This is a genomic window from Bradyrhizobium sp. USDA 372 (assembly GCF_053629095.1).
Window position 1 is genome coordinate 1,618,071 of sequence record NZ_JBRJHR010000001.1, and the last position, 21,994, is coordinate 1,640,064.

General features: G+C 64.1%; 21 protein-coding genes. 9 read left to right on the forward strand and 12 right to left on the reverse strand.

Going from position 1 to position 21,994, the window contains the following annotated elements; genetic code table 11:
• Window positions 1-25: 25 nt before the first annotated feature.
• Complete coding sequence (locus tag AB7M16_RS07955) at window positions 26-1,381, reverse strand: hypothetical protein (protein ID WP_057028724.1); 1,356 nt, start codon at window positions 1,379-1,381, stop codon at window positions 26-28.
• A 164-nt stretch (window positions 1,382-1,545) separates the two neighbouring features.
• On the opposite strand from AB7M16_RS07955, the gene AB7M16_RS07960 reads away from it, so the two are divergent.
• Complete coding sequence (locus tag AB7M16_RS07960; RefSeq protein WP_453943571.1) at window positions 1,546-3,264, forward strand: caspase family protein; 1,719 nt, start codon at window positions 1,546-1,548, stop codon at window positions 3,262-3,264.
• 172 nt (window positions 3,265-3,436) lie between these two features.
• Here the strand turns inward: AB7M16_RS07960 and AB7M16_RS07965 are convergent, their stop codons facing one another.
• The 6 genes from AB7M16_RS07965 to AB7M16_RS07990 form a co-directional block, all read right to left on the reverse strand.
• On the reverse strand, window positions 3,437-4,555 hold the full coding sequence (locus AB7M16_RS07965) for a cobalamin-independent methionine synthase II family protein (RefSeq protein ID WP_172785321.1): 1,119 nt from the start codon (window positions 4,553-4,555) through the stop codon (window positions 3,437-3,439).
• A gap of 19 nt (window positions 4,556-4,574) precedes the next feature.
• Entirely contained in the window at window positions 4,575-5,291 is a 717-nt protein-coding gene (locus AB7M16_RS07970; protein ID WP_453943572.1) for an ABC transporter ATP-binding protein, read from the reverse strand.
• Entirely contained in the window at window positions 5,284-6,039 is a 756-nt protein-coding gene (locus AB7M16_RS07975) for an ABC transporter ATP-binding protein (RefSeq protein ID WP_453943573.1), read from the reverse strand. The genes AB7M16_RS07970 and AB7M16_RS07975 overlap by 8 nt, the downstream gene beginning before the upstream one ends.
• On the reverse strand, window positions 6,036-7,064 hold the full coding sequence (locus AB7M16_RS07980; protein WP_453943574.1) for a branched-chain amino acid ABC transporter permease: 1,029 nt from the start codon (window positions 7,062-7,064) through the stop codon (window positions 6,036-6,038). Before AB7M16_RS07980 ends, AB7M16_RS07975 begins: the two co-directional genes overlap by 4 nt.
• Window positions 7,065-7,072: 8 nt before the next feature.
• Complete coding sequence (locus tag AB7M16_RS07985; protein WP_453943575.1) at window positions 7,073-7,942, reverse strand: branched-chain amino acid ABC transporter permease; 870 nt, start codon at window positions 7,940-7,942, stop codon at window positions 7,073-7,075.
• Window positions 7,943-8,151: 209 nt separating this feature from the next.
• Entirely contained in the window at window positions 8,152-9,330 is a 1,179-nt protein-coding gene (locus AB7M16_RS07990) for an ABC transporter substrate-binding protein (RefSeq protein WP_212260194.1), read from the reverse strand.
• 445 nt (window positions 9,331-9,775) lie between these two features.
• Between AB7M16_RS07990 and AB7M16_RS07995 the strand changes: the two genes are divergently transcribed.
• Window positions 9,776-10,069, forward strand: a complete 294-nt coding sequence (locus tag AB7M16_RS07995) for a hypothetical protein (RefSeq protein ID WP_260379982.1) — start codon at window positions 9,776-9,778, stop codon at window positions 10,067-10,069.
• Here the strand turns inward: AB7M16_RS07995 and purU are convergent.
• Window positions 10,066-10,929, reverse strand: a complete 864-nt coding sequence (gene purU, locus AB7M16_RS08000; RefSeq protein ID WP_453943576.1) for a formyltetrahydrofolate deformylase — start codon at window positions 10,927-10,929, stop codon at window positions 10,066-10,068. The genes AB7M16_RS07995 and purU overlap by 4 nt on opposite strands.
• Window positions 10,930-11,071: 142 nt before the next feature.
• Between purU and AB7M16_RS08005 the strand changes: the two genes are divergently transcribed.
• Both AB7M16_RS08005 and AB7M16_RS08010 read left to right on the forward strand, forming a co-directional pair.
• On the forward strand, window positions 11,072-11,914 hold the full coding sequence (locus AB7M16_RS08005) for a uroporphyrinogen-III synthase (RefSeq protein WP_453943577.1): 843 nt from the start codon (window positions 11,072-11,074) through the stop codon (window positions 11,912-11,914).
• A gap of 125 nt (window positions 11,915-12,039) precedes the next feature.
• Window positions 12,040-13,302, forward strand: coding sequence for an MFS transporter (locus tag AB7M16_RS08010; RefSeq protein WP_453943578.1), 1,263 nt, complete (start codon window positions 12,040-12,042; stop codon window positions 13,300-13,302).
• A gap of 20 nt (window positions 13,303-13,322) precedes the next feature.
• Here AB7M16_RS08010 and AB7M16_RS08015 read toward each other — a convergent pair whose 3' ends face one another.
• From AB7M16_RS08015 to AB7M16_RS08030, 4 genes are all read right to left on the reverse strand, one after another.
• A complete protein-coding gene (locus AB7M16_RS08015) occupies window positions 13,323-13,724 on the reverse strand; it encodes a DoxX family protein (protein WP_433996086.1) in 402 nt (133 codons plus the stop codon).
• 9 nt (window positions 13,725-13,733) lie between these two features.
• A complete protein-coding gene (locus AB7M16_RS08020) occupies window positions 13,734-13,952 on the reverse strand; it encodes a DUF4287 domain-containing protein (RefSeq protein ID WP_453943579.1) in 219 nt (72 codons plus the stop codon).
• A 61-nt stretch (window positions 13,953-14,013) separates the two neighbouring features.
• On the reverse strand, window positions 14,014-14,628 hold the full coding sequence (locus AB7M16_RS08025; RefSeq protein ID WP_453943580.1) for a helix-turn-helix transcriptional regulator: 615 nt from the start codon (window positions 14,626-14,628) through the stop codon (window positions 14,014-14,016).
• Between the two features lie 115 nt (window positions 14,629-14,743).
• Entirely contained in the window at window positions 14,744-15,424 is a 681-nt protein-coding gene (locus AB7M16_RS08030) for a Crp/Fnr family transcriptional regulator (protein ID WP_172785333.1), read from the reverse strand.
• 336 nt (window positions 15,425-15,760) lie between these two features.
• Between AB7M16_RS08030 and AB7M16_RS08035 the strand changes: the two genes are divergently transcribed.
• From AB7M16_RS08035 to AB7M16_RS08055, 5 genes are all read left to right on the forward strand, one after another.
• A complete protein-coding gene (locus tag AB7M16_RS08035; protein ID WP_172785334.1) occupies window positions 15,761-16,582 on the forward strand; it encodes an ABC transporter ATP-binding protein in 822 nt (273 codons plus the stop codon).
• On the forward strand, window positions 16,579-18,510 hold the full coding sequence (locus tag AB7M16_RS08040) for an AMP-binding protein (RefSeq protein ID WP_453943581.1): 1,932 nt from the start codon (window positions 16,579-16,581) through the stop codon (window positions 18,508-18,510). The genes AB7M16_RS08035 and AB7M16_RS08040 overlap by 4 nt, the downstream gene beginning before the upstream one ends.
• A 178-nt stretch (window positions 18,511-18,688) precedes the next feature.
• Window positions 18,689-19,582: a branched-chain amino acid ABC transporter permease gene (locus tag AB7M16_RS08045; protein ID WP_157326827.1), complete on the forward strand. Its 894-nt coding sequence runs from the start codon at window positions 18,689-18,691 to the stop codon at window positions 19,580-19,582.
• A 3-nt stretch (window positions 19,583-19,585) separates the two neighbouring features.
• Window positions 19,586-20,659: a branched-chain amino acid ABC transporter permease gene (locus AB7M16_RS08050; protein ID WP_260379987.1), complete on the forward strand. Its 1,074-nt coding sequence runs from the start codon at window positions 19,586-19,588 to the stop codon at window positions 20,657-20,659.
• Window positions 20,660-20,703: 44 nt separating this feature from the next.
• The gene (locus AB7M16_RS08055; protein WP_453943582.1) at window positions 20,704-21,987 is read left to right on the forward strand and encodes an ABC transporter substrate-binding protein; all 1,284 of its coding nucleotides are present in this window, start codon (window positions 20,704-20,706) and stop codon (window positions 21,985-21,987) included.
• Window positions 21,988-21,994 lie beyond the last annotated feature (7 nt).

Sequence of the window (21,994 nt, forward strand, 5' to 3'; positions counted from 1 at the left end):
TTTGCGATGTTTACTTTTGGTGATGTCAATCACGCCGACGCGAGATGACGTAGGATTCGTCGAGAAACCAGAGCCCATTGTACTTTCGCAGCACGTCCCTGGCGGCATCCAGAGTGCGGCCGTTTTGAGTCATTTCTGTCAATCGGTCGTCCTCAATCTGAGCGACATACACCGCCGCATTCCACGCTGCAAAGGCCGTCGAGGTCCCGATGGTGCCGGTGACCTCGTTGGGCAGCGCTTCCATATCATACCTGAAGATCGAACGGTTATCCGCGTATGCATTAAAATTTAAGTCGCGGCCCACCGATCCAAGTTCATACTTAACTGCACGCAGTAGCTCATGACGGCTGACCGAGAAAGGATTTTCTCCAGGCCAGATCGCCTGGATCATTTCCATGCCCGGATCCTGCCCATGGGAGTGGATTCCGATCAGCCTGCCGCCCGGCCGAAGCGCCCGTGCCAGCGGTGCAATGATCCGCTTGGCCCGGAAATTGACCGATGACAGGGCCCGGTAGGGCTGGGATGCGATGACGAGGTCGAAATTCGCCTCAGTCTGGCCCGGCCGCGGAATGGTCGAATCGAGCAGGAACCTGTGGTCCTCGCGATAGAGCACGAGGACGACCGGCCGCTCGTAGAGCGGCATGGCCGTGCGTGGGCTGATTGCAGCGCGCCAGTTCTGCTCCAGAAAAGGCCTCAGCTCCGCGATCTGCTGCTCGAACTCGCCCGACGAAGCGCCGCGGAGCGGCACCTCGTGCCAGACAGTGGCCGCCGCCGCAGCAGGCGAAGCCGGCGTCAGCCAAGGCGCCTCCGCATAGAACATGTTGGTGAACACGAACACCGACGCCGGATGCTCGAAAATGCGGTCCGGCACCTTCTCCAGCGTCAGCCGCAAATCCTCCAGGCTGAGCTCCTTGCCCGCGACGTAGAACGGCATGTGCGGAAAGCGCTGGTGCGTGGCGCGCAGCACCCGCGCCAGCACCGTGCCGTCGCCGACGCCGGCGTCGAACAGGCGCAGCGCCGGCGGGCGCGGATGGATCGAGGCAAGCTCCAGCGCGACGCGGTCAGCGATCACCCGCTTTTCGCTGCAGGTGTGGACGAACAGCAGGTATTTCTGGCGGTTCTCGAAGAAGCGGAAATTGCCGCGCGGATCGCGCTTCTCGGGGGGCACCTGAAGTCCCCGCGGCGGCGGCACGCCGCCGGCCATCGATGCGGCCATATAGGCCTGGATCCGCTCCAGCGTGTCGATGGTAATGCGCTTTCCCTCGCGCAGGCGATGCACCAGCTTCCCATCGTTCACCGCGCGCCGGCCGAACGTCGATTCCGCCATGTCCGCCTTGCGGCAGAAGTCGGTGATCTGGCTCAGGATTTCGTCGTTCTTCATGAGTGGGATGTCAGTGGGCAGGAAGGTTGGGACCAGCGTCTTAGCAAATTCTGCCCACTCAGGGAATAGCGGAGGCGAGAGCCCGATGCTCACCTGGTGCGGTGAACCCCTGCACCTCGCCGGGCAACAAACAAGCGCTTCTCCTCTCGCATGAGACCACCACCATGCGCCGCCTCCTCGTCACGCTCAGCCTGCTCATCCTCGCGCACTGGTCCGTGCCGGCGGTGGCCCAGCCGCGCAACCAGCTCGGCCCGCTCTGCACCACCGAGACCACGCCGGCGGACAAGATGGTCGACGCCTGCACCAAGATCATCGCGCTGAAGGTCTTCAAGGGCGAGCAACTCGCCACCGTGCATTTCTGGCGCGCGGTGGGCTGGAACAAGAAGGGCGATTACGCCAAGGTCATCGCCGATGCGACGGAAGCGATCCGACTGCAGCCGAGCCAGGCGGCCTACAATCTGCGGGGATCGGCCTATTACGACAAAGGCGAGTACGAGATCGCGATCAGCGATTTCGACGATGCGCTGAAGCTCGGCCCGCCCAGCGGCACCATCTTCCACAATCGGGGCAACGCCTGGCGCGGCAAGCACGATTATGCCAAGGCGATCGCCGACTACGACATGGCGATCAAGGCCGATCCGAAATCGGCGTTCTCGTTCCAGAACCGCGGCATCTCCAAGGAAGCGCTCGGAGATCTCGACGGCGCGCTCGCCGACATCAACCAGGCGATCCGGCTCGATCCCTCGCTACCGCAGCCACTGATCAACCGCACCGCGATCTGGCGCGCCAAGGGCGATCTCGATCGCGCCATCGCCGACGGCAGCGAGGCGATCCGGCTCGCCAAGGAGAAGCCTCCGGTCAACATCATGACGCCGCCCAACAGCGTGCTGATCTCCGGCTACATCCATCGCGCGCTGGCCTATGAAGCCAAGGGCGACTACGCCCGTGCCGGCGAGGACTACAAGGCGACGCTGGCGATCGTGGCATCCGACGCCGGCAGCAAGGCCAACCAGGCCACCGCGAAGGTGCGCCTGTCGCTGCTGACGGAGCCGGCCGCGCCGATCCCGCGCGATGCGCCGTCCCCGACGACGCAGCCGTCGCCATCCCCTGCTCCGCAGCAGACCGGCGCGGCACCGACACCATCGCCGGCCCCGGCCGGCCGCGGCACGCGCATGGCGCTGGTGATCGGCAACGGCGCCTATACCCATGTCAAGGCGCTGCCCAATCCACCCAACGATGCGCGGGCGGTCGCCAAGAGCCTGCGTGACATCGGCTTCAGCGTGTCGGAGGGCGTCGATCTCGATCGCGCCGCGATGCAGAAGATGACGCGCGACTTTCTTCGCGCGGCTGCCCGGGCGCAGGTGGCATTGGTCTATTATGCCGGCCATGGCGTGCAGGTCGACGGCCGCAACTATCTCATTCCGGTCGACGTCGCGCTCAAGCCGGGCGCGAGCCTGACGGAGGCGATGATCGACATGGACACGATCATGGCCGGCCTCGACGACCAGGTCCGCACCAACATCCTGATGTTCGATGCCTGCCGCAACAACCCTATGGCGCAGCAGGTCGCATCTGCCGGAAACAATCGCGGCATCGAGGGCGCCTCGGGCCTCGCCGCGCCGACGAGTCTCGGCACCGGCGCGACATTGGGGGCCGGCACGCTGATCGCATTCGCCACCGCGCCGGGCCAGGTGGCGCTCGACGGCGAAGGCGCCAACTCCCCGTTCTCCGCCGCCCTGTCGCGCCATATCGGCACGCCCGGGCTGGAGGTGCAGCAGATGCTCACGCGGGTGCGGGCCGAGGTGGTCTCGACCACGAAGAACAAGCAGGTGCCGTGGTCGAATTCGTCGCTGCTGGGTGAGGTCTATCTGGCGGAGAAGTGAGGGCGAGAATGCGACTGGTTTTGAACGCCGCGCTGTTCGCCCAACACTCAGGTGTCATCGCCCGGCTTGACCGGGCGATCCAGTACTCCGAGACAAGTGTGGGTTAGATCGATGGGCCGCGGCGTACTGGATTCCCCGCTTTCGCGGGGAATGACAGTGAGCAAGCGGAGGCTTACTGTCCCCACACTTCCTTCGCGATCTCGACCGCAAGGCTGAGCTTGGCCCACTGCTCCTCCTCGGAGAGGATGTTGCCCTCTTCCGTCGAGGCAAAGCCGCATTGCGGCGACAGCGCGAGCTGCTCCAGCGGGGCAAACTTGGCGGCTTCTTCCAGACGGCGCTTGATGTCGTCCTTCTTCTCGAGCTCGCCGAACTTCGAGGTGATGACGCCGACCACGACGACCTTGTTGCCCTTGGGCAGGAAGCGCAGCGGCTCGAAGCCGCCGGCGCGATCGCTGTCGTATTCCAGGAAGTAGCCGTCGTAATTGGTGCCGGCGAGCATGGTCTCGGCAACAGGCTCGTAGCCGCCCGAAGAAATCCAGGTCGAGCGGAAATTGCCGCGGCAAACATGCGTGGTCACAACCATGTCGGCCGGCTTCTCCGCCAGCGCATAGTTGATGATGCGGGCATAGATCTGCTGCAGGCCATCCGGGTTATCGCCGCGCTCGCGCGCCTTCTGCAATTCGTCCTGCGAGCAGAGATAGGCCCAGACGGTATCGTCGAACTGGAGATAGCGGCAGCCGGCGTCGTAGAACGCCTTGACGGCCTTGCGGTAGGTCTTGCCGAGATCTTCGTAGAAAGCGTCGAGATCGGGATAGACGTCCTTGGAGATCGACTTGCGCCCGCCGCGGAAGTGGAGCACCGCCGGCGAAGGGATCGTCATCTTGGCGGTGACGTGGGCCTGGTCGGCGACCTTCTTCAGGAAGCGGAAGTGGTCCAGCATCGGGTGACTATCGGGAAAGTCGAGCTTGCCGATAACGCGGACCGCATCGTGACGGGTCTGGACACCCGTGAACTGGATGCCGGTGTCGGGATGAAACAACTCGCAGCCGGTGAGCTTGGCCAGGAAATCGAAATGCCACCAGGAGCGGCGGAATTCGCCGTCGGTCGCGAGCTTCAGCCCAATCGAGGCCTGCTTGTGCACGACCTTCTCGATCTCCATGTCCTCGACCTTGCGCAGATCGTCGGCCGAGATCTCGCCCTTCTCCAGCCGGCTACGGGCTTCCTTGATCTTGGCGGGACGCAGGAGGCTGCCGACCTCGTCGGCGCGGAAGGGGGCTTTGGTTCGCTGCATGTGTCACTCCCTGGACATCTTAGTGGGCCCTCGCCCCGGCGACGCCGAGATGGCGTTCCAAGACAGAGGGGTCGGTCTTCAGCGCGGCGCTCGGAGCGTCGTGGACGATCGTTCCGCGCTCCAATATCACAACGCGGTCGGCGAGCCCCAGAATCTTTTGGGCGTTCTGCTCGACGATGATCGAGCAAATACCTCCGGACCGGGTGATGGTCCCGATCGCCTTCAAGAGTTCCTCGACGATGATCGGCGCAAGGCCCTCGGTCGGCTCGTCCAGCAGCAGGACTTTCGGATTGAGGGTGAGTGCGCGGCCGATCGCCAACATCTGCTGCTCGCCGCCGGAGAGCTGGTTGCCGAAATTGCTCCGCCGCTCCTTCAGCCGCGGAAACATCTCGTAGACTTTCTCGACCGTCCAGGGACCGGGCTGCGCCACCGCGGTCATGTTCTCTTCCACCGTCAGCGAGCGGAAGATGTTGCGCTCCTGCGGCACCCAGCCGATGCCGGCGCGCGCCCGCTGGTCGGGCCGCATCGCCGTGACGTCGGTACCGGCCAGCGCAATGGAGCCGGCGAAGCGGCGCGTCACCCCGACGATGGAGTTGATCAGCGTGGTCTTGCCGGTGCCGTTGCGCCCGAGCAGCGCCAGCACCTGTCCTTCGGCAAGGCCGAGCGTCATCTTCGGCAGCACCACCGCCTCGCCGTAGCCGGCGCGCAGTGAATCGACCGCGAGCAGGTTAGACATTGACCACCTCCTCGCCGAGATAGACGGCCTTCACTTGCGGATCGCGCGCGACCTGCTCGGGCGGGCCTTCAGTCAACAGCGCACCCGAGACCAGCACCGAGATGCGATCAGCAAAGGAGAACACGAGGTCCATGTCGTGCTCGATCAGCAGCACCGTGACGTCACGCGGCAGTGCGCCGACCACCGCCAGAATGTCGTGGCGCTCGCTCTCGGGCACGCCGGCGGCGGGCTCGTCGAGCAGCAGCACGCGCGGCTTGGCCGCAATGGCGACCGCGATCTCGAGCAGGCGCTGCTTGCCGTAAGGAAGCGTCACGGTCTCTTCGTTCATGACGTCGAGCAGGTGGAAGCGGGAGAGCAGATCGGCGATCTCGCCATTGACGTCGCTGCGCGTGCCCATGCGCCGCCACCAGTCGCCGCCATGGCCGAGACGTTCGGAGACGGCAAGGCCGATGGTCTCCAAGGGCGTCAGGTCCGGGTAGAGCTGGTTGATCTGGAAGGTGCGCGACAAGCCTCGCAGCACGCGCTTGTGCACCGGCAGATCGGTGATGTCCTGGCCCTCGAGCAGGATGCGGCCCGAGTTCGGCTTCAGCACGCCGGTGAGCTGGTTGATGACCGTGGTCTTGCCGGCACCGTTCGGGCCGATCAGCGCGTGGCGGGCGCCCTGCTCGACCTTCAAGGACAGATCGCGGGTGACGCGCAGGCCGCCGAACTGCTTTTCGAGATTTTGGGTTTCGAGCGCGATGGTCATGAATCGCTCTCCGGCACGGCGACGATCGCCTTGCGGCCCGCAATCTGCCTGATGATCAGGTTCGGCACATACAGCACCCAGCGATGCAGGCGCTGGCGGCCGACCAGCACGATCACGACCAGCACGAGGCCGATCCAGAACTGCCAGTATTGCGGCGTGATGGTCGAGAACAATTCCTGGAGCATGCGGAAGATCACCGCGCCGATCAACCCGCCATAGAGATAGCCGGTGCCGCCGATGACCAGCACCAGCATCAGGTCCGCCGAGCGTTCGAAGGCGAACACGTCGAGCGAGGCGATCGCGGTCGTCTGGGTGAACAGCGCCCCCGCAATGCCGGCATAGAACGCGGCGAGCGTATAGATCGCGATCAGGCGACGGTTGACGGGAACGCCAATGGCGGCGGCCCGCAGGGGATTGTTCTTGATGGCGCGCAGCGACAGGCCGAACGGGGAATGCACGACGCGGCGGGCGAACAGGAACAGCACGAACAACACGGCTAGCGAATAGAAGAAGCCGGCCTTGCCGAACATGTCGAACGGGATCTCGCCGAAGATCGGCTGCATCTCGATGCCCTGCAGGCCGTCGGTCCCGCCGGTGATGTTGGAGAAGCGTTCGGCGAGCGCTTCCAGCAGCAGCGCGATGCCGAGCGTCACCATCAGGCGCGTCAGGTCGACGCCGCGGATCACCAGAAAGCTGGTGGCGAAGCCGAGCACCATGGCGGCAAGGCCGGCGACGATCAGCGCCAGCACGGGCTCCTTGACGATGCCGTGAAGCGCCAGCAGCCCCGCGGCATAGGCACCGACGCCGAAAAAGGCGGCATGACCGAGCGAGACGATGCCGGCATAGCCGAGGATGAGATCGAGCGACATCGCGAACAGCGCGAGGCGCAGGATGTCGGTCATGATCAGATAGCGCGACGGAAAGGCGAAACCGCAGGCCAGCACGATCAGCCAGAAGGCGATCTCGCCATAGTGCCAGCGCGCCTTGCGCTGGGCATGGTAGCCGACGTCGGAAGCAGCGCTCATCGGTGAACTCAACGCGCGGCCGTGCGGCCGAACAGGCCGTTCGGGCGCCAGATCAGGATCACGATCATCATGGTGTAGATCACGAAGGGGCCCAGCTTCGGCACGTAATATTTGCCGGCGACGTCCCCGATGCCGAGCAGCAGCGAGGCGAGGAACGGGCCTGTTATCGAGGACGAGCCGCCGACGGTGACCACGATCAGGAAGTAGATCATGAACTTCAGCGGGAAATACGGATCGAGGCCGAGGATCTCGGCGCTGAGGGCGCCGCCGAGGCCGGCGAGCCCGCAACCGAAGGCGAAGGTGAAGGCGAACACTTGCGGCACATTGATGCCGAGACCGCTCGCGGCGCGGGGATCATCGACCGCAGCGCGCAGGCGGCTGCCGAAGCGCGTCTTCGCCAGCACCATTTGAAGCGCGATGGTCAGCAGGCCGCAGATCACGATGATCATTAGCCGGTAGCGACCGATGCCGACGCCGAACAGGTCGAACTGGCCTTGTAGTGCGGCAGGCAAATTGATGAAGACCCGCGAGGACCCCTGGATGTAATCGACGGCCGCCACCGACATGAAGGTCAGGCCGATCGTGAACAGCACCTGGTCGAGATGGCTGCGGGTGTAGAGATGACGGTACAGCGTCCGTTCGAGCGCGATGCCGATTGCAGCCGAGGAGACGAAAGCGAGCGGCAGGGCGGCAAAGAACGGCCAGCCCATCCGGTTGACCAGCACCATGCAGATATAGCCCCCCGCCATCGCGAAGGCGCCGTGGGCGAGATTGACGAAGTTCATCAGGCCGAGCGTGACCGCGAGCCCGCAGGCGAGCACGAACAGCAGCATGCCGTAGGCGACGCCATCGAACAGGTTGGTGAGGATTGCGGTCATCAGCAGTCGAGGGTCATCTCAAATTGGCCAAGGGCCGTGCTGCACTCCCTCTCCCGCTTGCGGGAGAGGGTTGGGGAGAGGGTGCTTCAACACGAAGACTCCCCCAGAGGAGAGAGCCCTCACCCGGCGCTTTGCGCCGACCTCTCCCGCAAGCGGGAGAGGTAAGGCGAGCATGCCGAGAGAGCCCCGGGATGACGCGCTATCGCGCGTCACTTCTTGGTCTTGCCGAGATCCTTGACGGCCTCGAAGGTCGCGAACTCGACGTTGTAGAGCTCGCCATCCACCTTCTCGACCTTGCGGATGTAGATGTTCTGAACGATGTCGCGGGTCTCGGGGTCGATCGAGATCGGACCGCGCGGGCTCTCCCACTTCTGGCCCTTCATCGCCTCGATCAGCTTGTCGCCGTTGGTGTCGCCACCGGTCTTCTTCAGCGCCTCGTAGATCAGGTGGATGCCGTCGTAGCCGCTCACCGCCATGAAGCCGGGACGGTTGCCGAAGGCCTTCTTGTAGGCCGCGACGAAGTCCTTGTTCATCGCGGACGGATGCGCCGCAGAGTAGAGATGCGCGGTGACCGTGCCGAGCACGGCGTCGCCCATATTGTTGAGCAAATCGTCGTCGGTGACGTCGCCGGGCCCAATCACCTTGATGCCGGCCTTGTCGAGGCCGCGCTCGGCATATTGCTTCATGAAGTTGCCGCCCTGGCCCGCCGGCACGAACACGAAGATGGCGTCGGGCTTGGCATCCTTCATGCGCTGCAGGAACGGGGCGAAGTCGGGGTTCTGCAGGGGGACCTTGACCTCTTCGACCACCTCGCCGCCGCCGGCGGTGAAGTTCTGCTTGAAGAAGTTCAGCGCGTCATTGCCCGGCGCGTAGTCCGAAGTCAGCGTCGCGACCTTCTTGATGCCGTTCTTCACCGCCCAGTCGCCGATGATGGTCGAGGACTGCGCCAGCGTGAAGCTGGTGCGCACGATATAGGGCGAACGCTCGGTGATGATGGAGGTGCCCGCCGCCATCACGACTTCCGGGATCTTGGCCTGCGTTGCGAGCGGCGCTGCGGCGAGCGCGGCCGGAGTCACGCCGAAGCCGGCGATGAAATTGACCTTGTCGTTGACGATCAGCTCCTGCGCGGCGGTCTTGGTCTTGTCCGGGATCGCAGCGTCGTCCTTCAGGATGATCTCGACCTTCTTGCCGGCGACGGTGTCGCCCTTCTGCTGCATGTAGAGCTTGATCGCGTTCTCGATCTGCTTGCCGGTCGAGGCCTGACCGCCGGTCATCGGCAGGATCAGCCCGATCTTGACCGCGTCTTCCGCCTTGGCGGGCGCGACGGCCGCAAGTCCCGCGATGGCAACGACCGCTGCGGTGCGTGAAAAAATCCTGCGTTCGAACATCAGATATCCCTCCCCTTCATTCCTCACCTCTTGTGCGCCAGACCGAGTGCCCGGTCCTTGCCGCGCTTCACTCACGGACAAGCCATGCCGTGCGGCCACATGGCGTCCTCTGCAACCCCGTTGTCAATCGGACGTTGGGCGACCATTCGGCGCAAGCCGCACGATCTGTCTCAACGACGGCGGGATGATATTTGTACGATTGTACAAATAAACTGGTCCTGTCAACGAAAAAGCCCCTGCGCGGGTATTGAACGACAAATACGCAATGTATACCGTACCAACTGCAGCCACCCCATCAAGCGCTAAAATCGCCTACTAAAATACCTTATCTGTATACAGCTTCGCCCACCCTCGAATAGGCCAATTTTACATATTGAGAGCTATGGTTCGCCGCTGACGCCTATCCAGCGCTCCTCCATCCGTGCCCGATCGGGCACGACCAGAGATGTCTATGAGTTCCCGTTCGCTTTCGATCGCCGCTGCAGTTGCCCTGCTAGCTCCCATTCTTGCAGGCTGCGGGACGGTCAATGAAAAGCTCTCCGCCGGCATGGGCGACTACGTCCCGCAATGGGCCGGCGGCCTGCCCGCCGATGCGCCGCCGCGACCCGGCACGCCGCAATACGACGCCTACATGAAAGAACGCGAGCGCAAGCGGCTGATGCCGGCGGCCGATCGCGAGAAGGAAGAACAGGCCCAGAAGGGCGCGCCAGGGACAAATCCGGGCAACGCGGTGCGCTAATCCACGAACACCACGGTCTTGCGGCCGTTGAGGATGACGCGGTCGTCGAGATGGTAGCGAATGGCCCTCGCCAACACGCGGCGTTCGATGTCGCGCCCTTTGCGGACCAGATCTTCCGGCGTGTCGCGATGGCTGATGCGCTCGACGTCCTGGTCGATGATCGGGCCCTCGTCGAGGTCGCGCGTGACGTAGTGCGCGGTGGCGCCGATCAGCTTGACGCCGCGCTCATGGGCCTGGTGATAGGGTTTGGCGCCCTTGAAGCCCGGCAGGAACGAGTGGTGGATGTTGATGCAGCGCCCCGACAGCTTTGCCGAGAGATCGTCGGACAGGATCTGCATGTAGCGGGCGAGCACCACCAGATCGGTCTTCGTCTTGCCGACGAGGTCCACGATCTGCGCCTCCTGCTCGCGCTTGGTCTCCTTGGTGACGGGCAGGTGGTGGAACGGGATGCCGCCGAAATCGAGCCCGGCATAGACCTCGCGCGGATGGTTGGAGACGATCGCGGTCGGAACCATCGGCAATTCGCCGGTGCGCCAGCGATAGAGGATGTCGACGAGGCAGTGGTCGGACTTCGACACCAGCAGCATCACCTTGCGATGCGCGGCGCGGTCGCGCATCTGCCATTCCATGCCGAAACGCTCGGCGATCGCGGCAAAGCCGGTCTGGAGCGCCGACAGCTCCACGGCAAGGTCGGCCGCGGTGAACACCACCCGCATGAAGAATTTCTTGGTCTCGACGTCATCGAACTGCTGGGCGTCGAGGATGTTCTGTCCGTTATGAGCAAGAAACGTCGACACCGCCGAGACGATGCCGGGGCGATCCGGGCAGGACAGGGTCAGAACATATTGATGGTCGGGCAAGGCTCGGCTCTTGATGAAGGATTGTGCAGCGGAACGATCCAGCGATTTGCGCCCTGCTCTAGCACCGACCCCGCCCTTGCGCCAATCCCAAGCGCGGAGTCAGGATGAACGGACAATTGCGAATTCTCACCGGAGCATCCCCATGGCCGACCGCTTGAACGGCTACCGCATCCTGATCCTGGAAACGCGCGAGGAGGCGCAGTTCTCCAAGCTTCTGGCCGAGCGAGGCGCCGAGGTCGTGCAGTGCCCGATGTTCACCATTCACGATGCACCGGATCCGGCTCCAGTCGAGGCCTGGATCCGCCGTGCCATCGACAAGCCGTTCGACGATCTCGTGCTGATGACGGGCGAAGGCCTGCGCCGCATCATGAAGCTCGCCCGCGCCCGTGGGCTCGACGCCGCCCTTATCGCTGTGCTCGCCCAAGCGCGAAAATTTACCCGCGGCCCGAAGCCGGGCAAGGCATTGCGCGAGATCGGCCTCGAGGCGCAGCAGACCACTGAGAAGCCGACCTCCGAAGGCGTGATCGAGATGCTGGCCAAGCTCGACCTGAAGGGGCGGCGCCTCGGTCTCCAGCTCTATCCCGATAAGGACCACAGCACGCTGACTGGTGCGCTGGCCGCGCAAGGCGCCGCCGTCGATGCCGTGCTGCCCTACGTCTACGATTCCAAGGCTGCCGATGCCAGCATCGTCGCCGCCATTGACGACATGGCCGAGGGACGAATCGACTCGATCGCACTGACCAATCTCGGCCAGGTCCGCCGGTTGATCGAGGCTGCCAAGGCGCATGGCAGCGAGACGAAGCTGCGCGCAGGCCTCGAACGCACATTGATCGCATCGGTCGGCCCGGCGGTTTCCGGCGAGCTCGCAGCGCATGGCTTGCGCACCGACGTCTCGCCGGCTGACGAAGCCTATTTCATGCGTCCCCTGATCTCGGCCATGGCAAGTGCGTTGGCTGACAGGAAGGCGGCAAGCGCAGCGAGGTAAGAGCCGAACGCGGAGGCGGCCTGCGGCGGCCGCGATTGACACCGGCATCGCCAGCGTTAGGTTGCGCGACCGCAAGAAGAAACAACAAACGTTAAGGGAATCGCCGTGACACGCGTCATCGCGTCGTGAGCGCCACCGCACGACCTTCGGCGCTCGCGCCATTCCGCATCCGCAACTACCGCTTCCAGTGGCCGTCCGACCTGCTCACCTCCTGGGCCTTCGAGGTCGAGACGCTGGTGCTCGGCTGGTACATCATCGTCCAGACCGGCTCGGTGCTGCTGCTCACCGTGCTCGCTTCACTCCAGTTCGTCGGAACATTGGTCGCGCCCGTGTTCGGCATGATCGGCGACCGCATCGGCCATCGCGATCTCCTGGTCGCGATGCGTCTTGCCTATACGGCGCTCTCGTCGACCATCGTGGTCCTGGCGCTGAGCGGTCATCTGTCGCCGCTGAGCGTCATGATCATCGTCACGATCATGGGCTTGATTCGTCCCTCCGATCTCGGCGTGCGCGGCGCGCTGCTCGCCGATATCATGCCGGCCGAGCAGCTGGTGGGCGCCATCAGCGTTGCGCGCACGACCCAGGACAGCGCGCGCATTGCCGGAGCGTTGACGGGCGCCGGACTGTTCGCCGTGCTCGGTATCGGCCTTGTCTATGTGGCGGTCGCCTGCCTTTACTTCACCGCAGCGCTGCTCATGCTCTGCCTGACCCGGCCGAAAAGGACGGTCACCACGAGCGATCTTCCCGCAAACAGCCACGCCGTTTCGCGGCTGTTTGGCGACCTCAAAGAGGGGATCGTCTATGCCTGGAACGGCCCGGGAATGGGCGCGGCGCTGTGCGTCGCCTTCCTGGCCAACCTCACCGCATTTCCCTTCACGGGCGGATTGTTGCCCTACATCGCGCGGGAGATCTTTCATACCGACCAGACCGGCCTCGGTTATCTCTCGGCGAGCTTCGCCGTCGGCTCGTTGATCGGGTCCATCACGCTCAGCCTGGTCGGTGGCGTGCGCATTGCCCGGCTTCTGATCGGCGCAACGCTGGCCTGGTACGCCATGCTGCTGGTGTTCGTCGAGGTCAGGACCATGCCGGTGGCGATGGCCTGCCTCGTCCTCGCCGGCATCGCGCAGAGCATGTCGATGATCTCGGCAGCCGTCATCCTGATGCGCACCGCGAGTGCACATCTGCGCGGCCGCGTCATGGGCGTGCGCATGATGGTGATCTATGGCTTGCCGATCGGACTGCTCGCGGCCGGCAGCCTGATCGACGTCATCGGGTATTCCGCGACGGGCTCGCTCTATGCCGTCGCAGGATTCGTCGCGATGCTGGCGATCGCGATCCGCTGGCGTGCCGACCTCTGGCCGGTGCACGCGCCGGCCAATGCGCGATGATGGCGTCTGCGGCAACGACGTCAGACCTTCGCCGGCGGCGATCTCAGCGGAAGCAACGCCGCCACACGCGAATCGCGCAAATAGAGACCGCCCCAGGCAAAAACGGCAAGATAGACGCCGAACAGCATATGGCTGAAGAGCGGGTTGCCGACCCGCAAGTGAACCGCCACGGTGCCGCCCATATAGGCGGTCAGCAGGATCGCACCGAGCACGGCCGTTCGCGGCAAGGCGTAGAGCGCGGTGCAGGCCAGCGCCACCACGCCCAGCGCGCGCGCCAGATCGGCCGAGGGAGGATAGCCGAGCTCGGCGGTCGCCTTGATCACGACGTCCAACGGGACGAGCTTCATCCCGGCATCAAACAGCATGAAGGCAATCACGAGCCCGCTCATGACGCAGCCGGCCACATGTCTCGACTTGTACATTGTCATCACCTACGATGCCTTCCCCTTGAGAAGCGCGACGATGGCCATCGCATGGCCGTGGCCAAGGCCGAACTCGTCCTTGAGCGCGGCCACGATGGCACCCGCTTTCACGCCGGCCGCCAGTCCCGTCCCGGTCGAAAAACCCCGGGCCTTGCCCCATTTGCGAAATTGGTCCGGGCTCTTGCCGGTCTTGGCCTGAATATTGTCGAGATAGGCCTTAAAACTCACCGCAGCGCTCCTCCGATGTTCGCTCCACCAGCGAGGCCGGAGCGATCCAGAGATATTGCGGTCAGGAAGTAGTCGTCTTGTACGAAAACGACAATTGCGGCCGTTCGCGCGAGAGGCGCGCAGGCGTCATGCCGATCAGTTGCCTGACCGCGCGGGTGAGATGGGCCTGATCGAAATAGCCGGCGCCCGATGTCGCGTCGAGAACGGAGCTGCCGCTCACCAGCAAGGCCGCGGCGTGACGCGCTCGCTGGATCTGCTGATGGCTGCTGAACGTCATGCCTGTAACGCGGCGAAAGTGGCGCTGAACCGAACGCCGGCTCATCCAGTCGACATCGCCCTCGATCGCCGCATCGGTCGCGTGGCTGCGTGCGATGACACCCGCGCGGGCCATGCGAGCGACGAGACTTTCCGCATCGTCGTAGCCTGGAATGTCCCAGCTCAGACCAGAAAACAGAAAACGGCCGTTGGGCAGCACTGGCAGCTGCATGTTTTGATGGTCGATCAGTGCGCTGGTCGGTATCTGCGGCAGGTAGGTTCCCAGCCGAAACCGAATCGCGAGCCATTCGCCGTTCGCGGGACATTCGACGAGTGTCCCGCGGGTGACCGGCCCTCGGAGCGTCACCGCCAGAAGCTCCGGGAGCCTGGTGACCACAAGCTCGATATTTCCCTCGGCCATCGACAGGAACGAGCCGCCACGCCGGCTCCGGCTACGCCATACCCTCTCGACGTAAGGCGAGTCCGACGCGCGATGGTCGAACTCTATGAGCACGGAAGCACCGCAAATGCGCAGATCATCGTTCCTCGCCGTAGCTCCCGAGCCGCCCGATATCGAGGATGGTGACCCCGCCATATTCCAGCCGCAGCAGCCCCTCTTTCTCCAGCCGGTTCAGCGCGCGATTGGCGTTCTGGCGGGACATGCCGGACAGCGCGCCGATCTCCTCCTGGGTGATCTCCAGATGCGCGGTCGATTCGGGATAGAGAATCGGGTTGAACAGGGATGCGATGCTGCGGGCGAGGCGCGCGGTGGCATCGAGTGTGCGGTTGACCTCGAGCATGCCGATGAACTGGCCGAGCCGCTCGTTGAGCTGGCGCACCAGGAAGCGGTTGAAGCCGACGCTGTTCTCGAACAGCCACATGAAGGCGCTGCGTTCCATCAGGGCGACGCGGCTGTCGCGCAGCGCGACCACGTCGTAGCGGCGCGGCTCGTTCTTGAGCACGCTGCCCTCGCCGAACCAGGCCCCTGCCGTCAGCCCGGCAAGGCTGGTCTCCTTGCCGTCGCGCGAGACCCCGCCCATCCGGGCAAGGCCGCTCACCATGCCGGCCCAATAGGCAAAAATATCACCGCGCATGAACACGCTCTCGCCGGTGCCGTAGGACCGCTCGGTGATTCCGGCACGCGCGACCTCGATCTCGGCTTGTGTGAGCTCGCGCGACCAGGCGGCAACGCGCTTCAGATGATCCTCTGAAATCATGATCTCGAAGCCAGCCGCACCGTTCTGTCACTCCATGCTTCTGTTGCACTGCAACAGAGTCGCTTCGGCCACCCATCCGACGAAAGATGAAGAGCCGCTCGGCCCGACAAACTTTGTCGCAGAATTGTCAGGCCGGAGACATTTCAAAATAGCGCTTTCCCCTATTGAGGACCACCTCGGGCGATGCGGCTTTTGATCCCTCACGGGAACGAAGGTGGGCCGGTCCGGTCGAGACCAATAGCTGCATGGTCTGGCCGGCACGACCGTACTAGGATCGCCTGACAGGAACGGACGAAGAGCGCCAATCAAGCGCCATCACCGGGAGGGATTCGTTTGGTGGCTACCAGTCTCGAAGTGCGCGGCGTGTCCTTGCGATTCGGCGGCGTCCGTGCGCTGACCGATGTCAGCTTCGCCATCAGGGAAGGCGAGCTGTTCTCGATCATCGGCCCCAACGGCGCCGGCAAGACCTCGATCGTGAACTGTATTTCCGGCCGCTACAAGCCGACCGAAGGCCAGCTGTTCTATCAGGACCGCGACATCACCGGCCTGACGCCGAATGCCCGCGCCTCGCTCGGCATCGGCCGCACCTTTCAGAATCTCGCGCTGTTCCACCACATGAGCGTGCTCGACAACATCATGGTCGGCCGCCATCACCTGCTGAAGAACAATTTCCTCACGGGCTCGCTGTACTGGCTCACCGGCGCGCGCAAGGAGGAGCTCGAGCACCGCCGCAAGGTGGAAGAGATCATCGACTTCCTCGATCTGCAGTCGGTGCGCAAGGCCACGGCCGGCACCCTCTCCTACGGCCTGCGCAAGCGCGTGGAGCTCGCCCGCGCCATGGCGCTGGAGCCGCGCCTGATCCTCCTCGACGAGCCGATGGCCGGCATGAATTTCGAGGAGAAGGAGGACATGGCCCGCTACATCGTCGATCTCAACGAGGAGTTCGGGATGACGGTAGTGATGATCGAGCACGACATGGGCGTGGTGATGGACATCTCCCACCGCGTCATGGTGCTGGATTTCGGCAAGAAGATCGCCGAGGGCGATCCGGCGACCGTGCTCGCCGATCCCCACGTCAGGCGCGCCTATCTCGGCGAAGAGGACGAGGTGCTGGTCGATCCCGACGATGCCTCTCCGGCGCAGGAGAGCGCGGCATGATGGATTATGCGGGCCGCGTCGCGCAGGCCGACACCTATCCGAAGATGCTCCGGCTCAATGCCAGGGAGCACCGCAACGAGATCGCAATGCGCGAGAAGGATCTCGGGCTCTGGCGCATCTTCACCTGGAGCGACTATCAGGCCCGCGTGCGCGATTTCGCGCTCGGTCTCGTCGAGCTCGGCCTTGGTCGCGGCGATGTCATCGGCATCATCGGCGACAACCGGCCGGACTGGGTCGCGGCAGAAGTCGCAACGCATGCCATTGGCGGCCTCAGCCTGGGGCTCTATCGCGACGTGCTGGACGAGGAGGCTTCCTATCTCCTCACCTATGGCGAGGCGCAGCTGGTCTTCGCCGAGGACGAGGAGCAGGTCGACAAGCTGCTTACCCTCGCCGAACGCGTGCCGAAGCTGAAGCACATCATCTATTCCGATCCGCGCGGAATGCGGAAATACGACGACCCGCGCCTGATGTCGGCGGAGAAGTTTGCCGAGCTCGGTCGCGCCCGCGCCGCACGCGAGCCGGAACTCTACGACAGACTGGTCGACGCCACCAAGGGCGAGGACGTCGCGATCCTCTGCACCACCTCCGGCACCACCTCGCATCCGAAGCTCGCGATGCTCGCCGCCGGCCGCGTGCTCGGCCATTGCGCGACCTATCTCGCCTTCGACCCCAAGGGCCCCGACGACGAATATGTCTCGGTGCTGCCGCTGCCGTGGATCATGGAACAGGTCTACGTGCTCGGCAAAGGTCTGCTCTGCCGGATGAAGATCAACTTCGTCGAAGAGCCCGACACGATGATGAACGATCTGCGCGAGATCGCACCGACCTTCGTGCTGTTCGCCCCCCGCGTCTGGGAATCCATCGCCGCCGATGTCCGCGCCAAGGTGATGGACGCAACGCCCTTCAAGCAGCGCCTTTTCGATGTCGGCATGAAGAGCGGCCTTGCCGCGCTCGAACAGGGCAAGCGCTCCGGCTTTGCCGACGCGATCCTGTTTCGCGCGCTGCGTGACCGGCTCGGCTTCACCCGGCTGCGCTCGGCCGCGACCGGCGGCGCGGCGCTCGGCCCTGACACCTTCAAGTTCTTCCAGGCCATGGGCGTGCCGCTGCGCACGCTCTACGGCCAGACCGAGCTGCTCGGAGCCTATACGCTGCACCCCGAGGGCAAGGTCGACCCTGATACCACCGGCGTGCCGATGGCCGACAGCGTCGAGATCCGCATCGACAACGCCGACGTCCATGGTGTCGGCGAGATCGTCGTCCGGCACCCCAACATGTTCCTCGGCTACTACAAGAATCCCGAGGCCAGCGTCGCCGACATCAAGGACGGCTGGATGTGCTCGGGCGACGCCGGCTATTTCAACGCCAACAACCAGCTCGTCGTGATCGACCGCATCAAGGATCTCGCCGAGACTTCCCGCGGCGAGCGCTTCTCGCCGCAATTCATCGAGAACAAGCTGAAATTCTCGCCCTATATCGCCGAAGCCGTGGTGCTTGGTGCCGGCCGCGAGGCGCTCGCGGCCATGATCTGCATCCGCTACTCCATCATTTCGAAATGGGCGGAGAAGAACCGCCTCTCCTTCACGACCTACAGCGATCTCGCCTCACGGCCGGAGGTCTATGCGCTGCTGCAGAAGGAGGTCGAGACCGTCAACGCCACGCTGCCGCCGGCGCAGCGCATCTCGCGCTTCCTGCTGCTCTATAAGGAGTTAGATGCCGACGACGGCGAGCTCACCCGGACGCGAAAGGTGCGACGCGGCGTCATCAACGAGAAATACGCCGGCATCATCGATGCCATCTACCGCGGCGATGCCAATATCCCCGTCGACACCGTGATCCGCTTCCAGGACGGCACCACGCAGCGCGTGCGAACGACGCTCCGCGTGGTGGACCTCGGCGGGCACGGGCACATGGCGGAGGCTGCGGAGTGACACAGGTGATCGTCACGCGGGGCGCCGCCCTTCGCCTCTCCCCGCTTGCGGCAGGGCTATCCCGTATGCACTCCGTCATTGCGAGCGCAGCGAAGCAATCCAGACTGTCTCAGCGGAAAGATACTGGATTGCTTCGCTGCGCTCGCAATGACGATGTGGGTGCAGCAGGAGACCATAAATGAACACCGCTTTCCTCATCCAGCTCCTGGTCAACGGCCTCGTGGTCGGCACGCTCTATGGCGTGGTCGCGATGTCGTTCGTGCTGATCTACAAGGCGACGCAGGTCGTCAACTTCGCGCAAGGCGAGCTGCTGCTGGTCGGCGCCTGGGTGTGCTGGGCCTTGCTAGCGAAATACCAGGTGCCGTTCTGGATCGGGATGCCGATCACGCTGGTGTTCATGTTCGTGTTCGGCATCGCGGTGCAGGTCCTGATCCTGCGGCCGATGATCGGCGAGCCCATCATTTCGGTGATCATGGTGACGATCGGCCTCTCCACCGTGCTGCAGGCGACGCTGAAATGGATGTTCGGCGTCAATCCGCAGCCGTTCCCGCGCGTGTTCGAGAGCCAGTCGGTCAGCCTACTCGGGCTGCAGATCCAGACCGTCTATGTCATGAGCCTGGTCGTGTCGGTCGCCATGATGATCGGCATGGCCTGGTTCTTCCGCGCTTCGAAGTACGGCCTTGCGATGCGCGCCACCGCGTTCAACCAGCAGGTCGCGCAGTCGCTCGGCATTTCCGTCAAGAGCGTGTTCGCGATGGCCTGGGCGATCTCGGCGACGGTGTCGGCCGTCGCCGGCGTCGTCGTCGCCGTGGTCAATGGCGTGTCCTCGGGCCTCGCCGCCTATGGCATCAAGGTGTTCCCGGCGGCGATCCTCGGCGGGCTCGATTCCGTCGGCGGCGCCGTGCTCGGCGGCATCATCATCGGGCTGCTGGAGAACGTCGCCCAATATGTCGACAGCGAGTATCTGCACTGGGGCAATCTCTACGAGATCGCGCCGTTCTACGTCCTCATCATCGTGCTGATGATCAAGCCCTACGGCCTGTTCGGCACCCACGACATCGAGCGGATCTGATCCATGGCCGGCCCTGCCCTCATCCCCGCTGGTGATTTCCGCACCACTTACGCCGCGGACACCACGATCTTCCCGACCACCACCAGCCGCAACTTCGCGATAGCAGGCGTCGCGATGCTCTGCCTCGCGCCGCAATTCTTCAGCGGCTACTGGCTCAGCATTTTGATCCAGATCGGCATCTTCTCGATCGCGGCGCTCGGCCTCAATATCCTGGTCGGCTTCACCGGCCAGATCTCGATCGGACACGCCGCCTTCTTCCTGCTCGGCGCCTTCACCTCGGCCTACATCTCCAACAACGCGCCGATCCCGGTGTTCTTCGCGATCCCGCTCGCGGGGCTCGTGACGGCGCTGGTCGGACTGATCTTCGGCATCCCCGCCGCGCGGCTGAAGGGGCTCTACCTCGTCATCGCGACGCTGGCCGCGCAATATATCCTGCTCGACTTCTTCTCTCGCGCCGAATGGTTCTCGGGCGGCTCGGTGCCGGCGAGCGCCGAGCCGTTCTCGATCTTCGGTTATACGCTGCGGGGAGACCGGCAGTATTTCTACGTCGTGCTCGCCTATGTGCTGTTGAGCTACATCCTCGTCACCAACCTGATGCGCACGCGGGATGGCCGCGCGCTGGTGGCGATCCGCGACCATTATTTGTCTGCGGAGATCATGGGCATCAACCTCACCAAGTACCGCACGCTATCGTTCGGCCTTGCCGCCTTCTTCGCCGGCATCGCAGGCGCGCTCTATGCGCATTACCAGCTCGTGGTCTCGCAGGAAGGTTTCGGCATCGAGCGCTCGATCCTGTTCCTCGCCATGATCATCATCGGCGGCACCGGCTCGATCATGGGCACGCTGATGGGCACCGCCTTCGTGGTGCTGCTGCCCGAGGCGATGGAGTTCGTCAGCCACTATCTCAAGGGCGGTGCGATCGACAAGGCGCTGTCGCTCAACAATAACATCACCTTCCTGCGCGAGATCGCGATCGGGGTGATCATCATCGCATTCCTGATGTTCGAGCCTGACGGGCTCGCGCATCGCTGGCGGCAGATCAAGGCGTACTGGAAACTCTACCCGTTCTCGCATTGAGCACGGGCAACTTCACTTAAACAATAAACAGGAGGAACCGACCCATGAAGATGAAGTCCCTTTTGAGCACCGCCTCGCTCGCGCTCGCGATTGTCGCATACTCGGCAGGCGCGCAGGCGCAGATCGCGATCGGGCATCTCGCCGATTATTCCGGCGGCACCTCCGACGTCGGCACGCCGTTTGGACAGGCCGTCGCCGACACCTTCGCCTGGGTCAACAAGAACGGCGGCATCGGCGGCAAGCAGGTCAACCTCGACACCAACGATTATGGCTACCAGGTGCCCCGCGCGATCGCGCTCTACAAGAAATGGTCGGCGCCGGACGGCAAGGTCGCCGCGATCATGGGCTGGGGCACCGCCGACACCGAAGCGCTGACCGGCTTCCTCGCCCAGGACAAGATCCCCGACATGTCCGGCTCCTACGCCGCGGCGCTGACCGATCCCGAGGGCGTCAGCGGCAAGGCCAAGCCCGCCCCTTACAATTTCTTCTACGGCCCGAGTTATTCGGACGCCTTGCGCGCGATGCTGATGTGGGCGGCTGAGGACTGGAAGGCCAAGGGCAAGTCCGGCAAGCCCAAATTCGTGCACATGGGTGCCAATCATCCCTATCCGAACGCGCCGAAGGCTGCCGGCGAAGCCATGGCGCAGGAGCTCGGCTTCGAGGTGCTGCCGCCGCTGATATTCGCTCTGACGCCCGGTGACTACAGCGCACAGTGCCTCAGCCTGAAATCCTCGGGCGCCAACTACGCCTATCTCGGCAACACCGCGGCCTCCAACATCTCGGTGATGAAGGCCTGCAAGACCGCCGGCGTGGAGATCCAGTTCCTCGGCAACGTCTGGGGCATGGACGAGAACGCCGCCAAGACCGCAGGCGATGCCGCCAACGGAGTGATCTTCCCGCTGCGCACAGCGGTGAGCTGGGGCGGCGATGCCCCCGGCATGAAGACGCTGATGGAGATCTCGAAGATGTCCGACGCCAGCGGCAAGGTCTATCGTCCCGTGCACTACGTCGCGGCCGTCTGCTCGGCGCTGTACATGAAGGAAGCGCTCGACTGGGCCGCCAAGAACGGCGGCGCCACCGGCGAGAACGTCGCCAAGGGCTTCCACCAGAAGAAGGACTGGGTGCCATCAGGCATGGAGGGCGTCTGCAATCCCTCGACCTGGACCGAGAAGGACCACCGCGGCACGCTGAAGGTGGATCTCTATCGCACCAAGATCTCGGGTGCGACCGATGGCGACCTCAACGATCTCATGGCCAAGGGCACGATCAAGCTCGAGAAGGTCAAGACCGTGGAGCTGCCGCGCAAGCCGGAACTGCTGGGGTGGTGAGCCACGC